The sequence below is a fragment of the Prosthecobacter sp. genome (assembly GCF_044378005.1).
Lineage (GTDB): Bacteria > Verrucomicrobiota > Verrucomicrobiia > Verrucomicrobiales > Verrucomicrobiaceae > Prosthecobacter.
On sequence record NZ_JBILYB010000080.1, the window covers coordinates 21485 to 28074 of the forward strand.

The window sequence follows — 6590 nt, forward strand, 5'->3', positions numbered from 1 at the left end:
TGGTCCTGCGTGTTGTCCAAGGCACTCTGCCTCAGCCTTCATCTTTGCCAGACGGACGAATGGCGGCGCCCTTCACATTCGTGAGTGAGTCCCCAAGCTCGGCGCGGAAGGGGTCGGCGAGCTTCTTCAGTCGCTCGACCACATCAGGATTCGCGGCGCTGACATCCTTCGTTTCACCGGCATCCGTGCTGAGGTCATAGAGTGCCAGCTCCTGCTGCGCGACCTTGTATCCATGCCGCGTGGCGATGCCTGCGATGCCGCTCTGGGTGATGGCGGCGGGCTTCATGTTTTCCCAGTTCGATGGCTTGCCATCGCGGCCCGGCGTGTCGTGCGGCGTGATGTAGGGATGGGCGAAATGCAGCTTCCACCCGCCGCTGCGGATGGCTTGCAGCTCGGTGCCTGCGTAGAAGGCGATGGCTTCGTGCGGCGACTTCGCGCCTTCCTTGCCGAACAAGAGATCGCTGACATCGCGACCGTCGATCCTGTTCTTCGATGCAGGCGCGCTGAGCCAGGTGGAGATCGTGGGCAGGAGATCCATCTCCGTGATCGGCTCTTCACAAACACGGCCCGCAGGCACCTTGCCGGGCCATTTGGCGATGAAGGGCACGCGCACCCCGCCTTCGTAACTCGTGAGCTTGCCTTCGCGCAGTGGTGCCGCGCTTCCTGCATGATTGCCGTAGCTGAGGAAGGGGCCGTTGTCGGAGAAGAAGATGACGAGCGTCTTCTCCGCGATGCCCGCCTGCTGCACGGCGGCGAGGATCATGCCCACGCTCCAGTCCAACTCCTCCACGACATCGGCATAGAGCCCGTGCGGCGACTTCCCTTTGAAGCGATCCGAGGCAAAGATGGGCACATGCGGCATGACGTGCGGCACATAGAGAAAAAAGGGCTTTGCCTCATGCCTGCGGATGAAGCTCACCGCCTTCTCCGTGATCCGGCGGGTGAACTGGCTCTGATCAGGATCGGTCTCGATGACTTTTGCATCTTCATAGAGCGGTAGCGGTGGCATCTCGGCGGCGAGGCTGGGGTGATACTTGCTGTTGTCGTTCGAGTAAGGGATGCCCCAGAATTCATCGAAGCCATGCTTCAGCGGCGAGAACATGGGCGCGGTGCCGAGGTGCCATTTCCCGAGCGCACCGGTGATGTAGCCCTGCTGCTTCAGCATCTCGGGGAGCAAATGCTCGTCGGGGTGGATGCCCTCTTTGCTCGTGTGATTCAGCGCGCCCTGCATGGAGACGCGGTTCGGGTAGCTGCCGCTCATCAGTGCCGAGCGCGAGGCGCTGCACACAGCCTGCGTGACATAGAAGGAGGTGAACATCGTGCCCTCCGCCGCGAGCGTGTCCAGGTTCGGCGTGCGGATCGTTTTACTGCCAAAGCAACCTAGGTCCGAGTAGCCGAGATCATCGGCGAGGATGAGGATGATGTTGGGCTGATCGACAGCCTGGAGCGGAGAGCAGAGGGCTGAGAGAAAGAAGAGCAGGCATAAGCGCATGGCTCGCTGAATAGCGGACAGCGGGTGAGTTTGCCAGAAGAGAAAGCTCAGATGAGCTGCCGTGCTTCATTCAGGCTGCGGGCCTGCTCCACCCACTTCTCACGCACGATGCGGTCTTTGAAGGCGAGTCGGTTGGAGAACTCACGGATGTGGCGCTCCTCCCACGAGGCGATCTGACGCCAGGTATAGACACCGAGGTCATGCAGCCGCTTTTCGAGGACGCTGGCGATGCCTTTGATGCGAGTGAGGTCATCCACATCGGGAGGGGCGATTTTATAAACTAGCCCCAGGGCGTGATCGAACTCCGGCAGCACCGTCGGGATCACGGAAACTGAAGGTGCGGCGGGCGGTGGTGCAGGCGTGGCATCGACAGGATTCGCCACCGGAATTGGCGGTGCCTTGATGATGGCGGCAAGGGCAGAAACTGACGAAGACGGGATGAGAGGCTCTGCTGCGTCACCGATCAGGAATCCAAAGGGAGCGACCTCGTCATCATCTACTGCGGGGATGGAACCATTGGCCTGAGTAGATGGCGCCGCAGGTTCGGCGGGGGGCGCGAGCGAAACCTTCGTGCTCTTTACCCTGACGGTGGGGCGGCGGATGGTGGCGGTCTTGGGCTTGCTGGCTGGTGCAGGCGGGCTGACAGGCTGCGTGGCCGGCACGGGCTCGACCACAGGCGGAGTCGCGGGGACGAGGGTCGGTGCTGGCTGCGTCTGAACTGGAGGAATCTGGGCAGGAGGTGCTGCGGGTGTTGGTTTCGCAGCAGGGGGCAGTGTGCGCTCGGGGAAGATTTCACTGACATTCGGCAGCACTTCGGTCAGCAGCGCGGGTGGCGGGTTCAGCGGACTCGTGGAGGGCCTCATCGTTTGTTCAGCCAGCTTGCGCTTCAGCACCGCGATCTCCTGGAGCTGGCCGATGTTTTCCAGTTTCATGTGCTGGAGATGCTTCTTGTACCGGCCCCAGATGGCGGCCCCCATGCACATGCCGAGCAGGAAAAAGAGGGAGGCGAGAGCAAACACGAACACTCCGCTGTGCAGCAGGAAATAGATAAGAGGCTCGGACTCGAGGATGGGAAACTCGATCTTCATAGGCAGGAATGGGAGGAGCTCATTGGATCAGGATTTCGACGCTGCGTATCTCGGCGGGAGCATGCTTGCTGCCCACCGGGACGGGATCAAAGGCCACGGGCAGCATTTCCGTGGCAGGCGCCCCTTGTTCGATCAGGAAGGAGACGATCTCCTCTGCGCGACGACGGGCCAGATCGGCCTCAATCTTCAGCTCGCCAGCCGGGTCAGGGTGACCTCCGACGATGAGCTTCAGCGCTGGTCCGGCGGAGAGGAGTGCTGGCACCAGATTGGCCAGACGTATCTTTTCCTCCGCATTCAGCGTGCTGCTGCCGACACCGAAGATGAAATACTGCCCGGCAAAGACATCGCGCACGGTTTGCAGCACATCTTCGGGCAGGGCGGTCTCGATGCGGCGGCCTGGGAAATGATAGCGCGAAGGGAAATAGGTGAGCTGCATCTCCGCGCGGCGGCCCTTTGTCAAAGGGCGCAAAAAGGTCAGCCAAGCGCTCTCCAGCGTGCGGGTCGCATCGGCGGAGAGGCGCGGGTTGCCATCGGCATGGACACTGAAGTCTCCCGGTGCGGGCGTGCTGTAAAAGCTGCGCAGGAAAGGCACGATCACACCATCCGCCGTGAAAGGCGCGGCGAGAGCAAACTGCGTGGCACGGAGCTTCTCCGCATCCACTGGCAGACTGTGCGGACCCGAGCTGATGGCCTCGATCACCTCCGCGCGAAGCCCATCCGAGGGAAGCATGCCATACACATGAAGCCTCCCATCCCGCCGCACGATCTCTAGTGCGGAGGGCACATGCAGAGCTTCGATGATGGGCTGGAGCATGGGACTGTCCTCCCGCAGCGGCAGCTTCTCACCTTCGGGCAAACGCACGAGCGTGGAGGTGTTCAGTCCCTCTGCGGTGATCTGCAAATCCGGGCGGATCTTTTGCAAAAGAGCCTTCAGTGACTCCGCCGCCGCCTTGTCCGGCATCCAGCCCTCCACCGTCAGAGTGTTATCCGCCAGACGCGCCTTCAGACGCGCCAGGATGCTGAGGCGATTGCTCACCAGACGCAGTGCGCCGATGCCTCCGATCTCCTGTGTGACCAGATTCACCGAGGCTTCGTCAGACGCATCTCCCGTGATGCTGAGGTCCAGGTAACGGAGATCCACCGTGGCACCTTGGATGCCTGCCTTCTTGAGGATTCGTTCCACATTTGCCCGCAGACGAGGCTGCTGGTGCTCCTCAAAATCCCACCAGTGCGCCAGCATCATCACCGGCAGCAGCGCGATGAAGAAAAGGACAACGGTGAAGCGCATGGGGAAGGGTGGGGAAGAGCGATTGACACACCGGAGCGACCACGGATACTCCGCGCCCCTCCGGCAGGTACTCTTTCCCATTGTGCCCGGCGGTGGCAAGTAAGGAATCCTTCCTTCACATCTCCAAACTAACGCTCAGCCCCGCCCACCCATCATGTCAGTCGTCATCGCCGGAACCGTCGCCCTGGACAATGTCAAAACCCCGCAGGATTCGCAGGAAAACCTCCTCGGTGGTTCCGCCTCCTATGCCGCTCTGGCCGCCAGCATCTTCACCCAGCCCGTCCACCTCGTCGGCATCATCGGGCATGATTTCCCCGAGGCTCATCTGAACCTCCTCAGCAGCAAAGGCATCACGCTCGATGGCCTGGAGCGCAGCAGCGGTGCGTCCTTCACCTGGAGCGGAGAATACCACGAGGACATGAACAACCGCACCACGCACGCCGTGGGCATCAACGTCCTCGAAAGCTGGCTGCCAAAAATGCCCGCCGCTGCCGCTGAGGCCAAGATCGCCGTGCTCGCGAACATGAGTCCGGACAACCAGATCCAAACCGTCGAGCAATGCACCGCAGCCGACTTCATCATCGCCGACACCATGGACCTCTGGATCAGCATCGCCAATGAGCGTCTCCACGACGTGCTGAAGAAGATCGACCTCCTCGTCATCAACGACGGCGAAGCCAAGGAATTCGCCAAGACCACGAATCTCATCGAAGCCGGACGCCGACTTCAGGAAAAAGGCCCCCGCTTCGTCGTCGTGAAGCGCGGCGAGCACGGCAGCTACCTCTTCGGCGAAAAGCCCGAGGACTTCTTCTCCTGCTCCGCCTACCCGCTCGACTCCGTCTTCGATCCCACCGGCGCTGGCGACAGCTTCCTCGGCGGCATGGCCGGCTGGCTTCACGCCCAGGGCAAGACCAAGCCTAGCTTCGCCGACCTCCGCCAGGCCGTCGTCCACGGTAGCGTCACCGCCAGCTACACATGCGAAGCCTTCAGCACGCACAAGCTCCAGAAGGTCACCCAGGCCGATGTCGCCGGGCGCCTCGCTGAATTGCAGGGCTACACGAGCTTCCAAGCGTAAGAGGGAGGCCGTTTACAGTTGTTTACGATTGTTGACTGTGGTTGACCGTTGTTTTCAAAACCAATTCCAAACCACCCCAAGCTGGCTTCTCCATCGGCTTGGCCAAACAACTGTAAACAATCGTCAACCACCGTAAACAACCGTCAACTTCCTCTCCCCGCCATGTGGACCACGATCAAAACCTTCAAAGACATCAAGCTTGAGAAAACCGAAGACGGCATCGGCAAGCTCACCATCAACCGGCCGGAAGTGCGCAATGCCTTCCGTCCGCAGACCGTGAAGGAGATGCTCATCGCGCTCGACATCCTGCATGAAGATCCCGACGTGGGCGTCATCATCCTCTGTGGCGAAGGCCCCCTCGCCTTCTGCTCCGGCGGCGATCAAAAGGTACGTGGGGATGCCGGTTACATCGGCGACGACGGCGTCCCGCGCCTGAACATCCTCGACGTCCAGCGCAAGCTCCGCACCCTGCCAAAACCCATCGTCGCCATGGTCGCTGGCTACGCCATCGGCGGTGGGCATGTGCTCCATGTCGTCTGCGATCTCACCATCGCCGCCGACAACGCCAAGTTCGGCCAAACCGGCCCCAAAGTCGGCAGCTTCGATGGCGGCCTCGGCAGCAGCTACCTCGCCCGCATCGTCGGCCAGAAGAAAGCTCGCGAGATCTGGTACCTCTGCCGTCAATACGACGCCCAGGAAGCGCTCGACATGGGCCTCGTGAACAAAGTCGTCCCCCTCGCCGACCTCGAAACCGAGACCCTCATCTGGTGCCGCGAGATGCTCCAGCACAGCCCCCTCGCCCTCCGTTGTCTCAAAGCCGCGCTGAATGCCGACTGCGACGGCCAGATGGGCCTCCTCGACCTCGCCGGCAACGCCACCCTGCTCTACTACATGAGCGAAGAAGCCAAAGAAGGCAAAACCGCCTTCGTCGAGAAACGGAAGCCCAACTTCAAGAAGTTCAAACGAGTGCCGTGAGGTGAACGTCAAGCATGAGGTACGGCTGACCGGGAGCGCGCGCTCGATGCAGGACTGGGGTTGGAATTTGGTAAATCATTCGAACTCGGAGCGGGTCAGCTATTGCTTTCCATGCGCTTGTTCTGCTTTGTTAGTTCTACGAGTTGCCTTTGAATCCTTTCGTCTTGCTTCTGAACAAGCCCGACCTTCGGATGGTAGCGAAATCCCGAGTGCCCTTGTCCAGCAGCCTCAAGCGCTCGGCTGGCAAATTCGCATGCGGAAACCAAGTTGCCGTCATTTTCGCTGATGATAGCCAAAGCTGAATTCCACCTGTAGTGATCAACAGGGAACATCAGACGATCCGCGTGATTGCGGAGGATCTGATCGGCCTCCGAATAAAGCCCCTGGCGCTCATTCGCGACAATGAATGTCGGGAAATCGAGATACCCTTGGGTCTTAGCAGATGGACTCGCTTCTTCTTGCTCAAGAACCTTTCGAAACCACGGGATCGCTTCTTCCGACCTGCCCAGCGCAATCAGACAATGAGCCTTCTGAAGGTAGGTCTGTGCTAGGCCGTGTTTGAAAACCTGTCGATTGGCAAAGTTGAAGGGGTGGTGTAAATAAGGCGACCGATGAAAACACAACGCTTCGCATGGTGGGGGCCGCTCAAAGAGCGGCTCAAAAAAATGGTCC

At 60.5% G+C, this 6590-nt stretch carries 6 protein-coding genes; 2 read left to right on the forward strand and 4 right to left on the reverse strand.

Annotated elements, in window-relative coordinates; genetic code table 11:
- Positions 1 to 31: 31 nt before the first annotated feature.
- The 3 genes from AC6FTP_RS15590 to AC6FTP_RS15600 are packed head-to-tail and all read right to left on the reverse strand — an operon-like array spanning position 32 to position 3868.
- Entirely contained in the window at positions 32 to 1492 is a 1461-nt protein-coding gene (locus AC6FTP_RS15590; RefSeq protein WP_497207841.1) for a sulfatase family protein, read from the reverse strand.
- A gap of 47 nt (positions 1493 to 1539) precedes the next feature.
- The gene (locus tag AC6FTP_RS15595) at positions 1540 to 2580 is read right to left on the reverse strand and encodes a helix-hairpin-helix domain-containing protein (protein WP_497207842.1); all 1041 of its coding nucleotides are present in this window, start codon (positions 2578 to 2580) and stop codon (positions 1540 to 1542) included.
- A 19-nt stretch (positions 2581 to 2599) separates the two neighbouring features.
- Positions 2600 to 3868, reverse strand: coding sequence for an OmpA family protein (locus AC6FTP_RS15600; protein ID WP_497207843.1), 1269 nt, complete (start codon positions 3866 to 3868; stop codon positions 2600 to 2602).
- Between the two features lie 154 nt (positions 3869 to 4022).
- On the opposite strand from AC6FTP_RS15600, the gene AC6FTP_RS15605 reads away from it, so the two are divergent.
- Together AC6FTP_RS15605 and menB are read left to right on the forward strand one after the other, a co-directional pair.
- Positions 4023 to 4943: a PfkB family carbohydrate kinase gene (locus tag AC6FTP_RS15605; protein WP_497207844.1), complete on the forward strand. Its 921-nt coding sequence runs from the start codon at positions 4023 to 4025 to the stop codon at positions 4941 to 4943.
- 162 nt (positions 4944 to 5105) lie between these two features.
- On the forward strand, positions 5106 to 5918 hold the full coding sequence (menB, locus tag AC6FTP_RS15610; RefSeq protein ID WP_497207845.1) for a 1,4-dihydroxy-2-naphthoyl-CoA synthase: 813 nt from the start codon (positions 5106 to 5108) through the stop codon (positions 5916 to 5918).
- 95 nt (positions 5919 to 6013) lie between these two features.
- Here menB and AC6FTP_RS15615 read toward each other — a convergent pair.
- A partial coding sequence (locus AC6FTP_RS15615) for a hypothetical protein (protein WP_497207846.1) occupies positions 6014 to 6590 on the reverse strand: 577 nt, incomplete at its 5' end.